Genomic DNA, 889 nt, shown 5'->3' with positions numbered 1-889 from the left:
GTCGTAGACACCGCCGGTGGTCATGATTTGCGCGGCCGTTTCGCCACTATCGAGGACGAAGCGGTGCCTGCCGATGACCGAGGTGCCTTCCCAGGTCTCGATCGAGGACACCACCTCGAAGCGCCGCCACAGCCGGATCTCGCGCACATAGGCCACCTGCAGCCCGCCGATCATCGGCGCCCAGCCGTTCCTGCGCGCCAGCGCGATGAGGCCGGCGCGCAGGAAGATGTCGATGCGGCCGAGATCGGCCAGCATCATGTAGCGGGCGTTGTTGAGATGGTTGTTGAAATCGATGTCGGTCGGCAGGCATCGAAAGACCAGCCGGCTTTCACCGCCGACGAGGTACGGGCCACGGCTTCGCGCCGTGGCCATCATGCGCGCCATGCGCGCCCAGACATACATCGGCGTCGGCCGTCAGGCTGCCTGCTTGATCTCGCCCTTCTGGTAAGGGTCGAAACGCTGGTAGAAGGTCTCGCCCTTCTCCGCCATGTCGAGCAGCAGCTTCGGCGCCTTGAACTCGGCGCCGTACTTCTTCTGCAGGGCCTTGGCGATCTTGACGAACTGCTTGGCGCCAATACCGTCGATGTAGGACAGCGCGCCGCCGGTGAAGGGGGCGAAGCCGAAGGCGAGGATCGAGCCGACATCGGCCTCGCGCGGATCGGTGACGATGCCTTCCTCCATCACGCGAACCGCCTCGAGGGCGATGGTGACCAGCAGGCGCTGCTTCAGTTCCTCATAGTCGACCTTCTCCGGCTTGAGCTGTGGATAGAGGTCCTTGAGGCCAGGCCACAGCTTCTTCTTGGCAGGTTTGGCGGGATAGTCGTAAAAGCCCTTGCCGTTCTTGCGGCCGAAGCGGCCATGCGTGTCGACCATGGTGTTTGTCCTGTCT

At 63.7% G+C, this 889-nt stretch carries 2 protein-coding genes; both read right to left on the bottom strand.

The genetic code is table 11. The features are described 5' to 3' along the window. A partial coding sequence (locus EOA33_RS37060) for an acyl-CoA thioesterase (RefSeq protein ID WP_145989568.1) occupies nt 1–402 on the bottom strand: 402 nt, incomplete at its 3' end. Nucleotides 403–414: 12 nt separating this feature from the next. Continuing rightward, on the bottom strand, nt 415–889 hold a 475-nt coding region (locus EOA33_RS37055), incomplete at its 5' end, for a 3-hydroxyacyl-CoA dehydrogenase family protein (RefSeq protein WP_245482585.1).

Source organism: Mesorhizobium sp. M4A.F.Ca.ET.050.02.1.1, from assembly GCF_003997725.1.
Taxonomy (GTDB): domain Bacteria; phylum Pseudomonadota; class Alphaproteobacteria; order Rhizobiales; family Rhizobiaceae; genus Mesorhizobium.
This window is presented reverse-complemented; position numbering and strand designations above follow the sequence as displayed.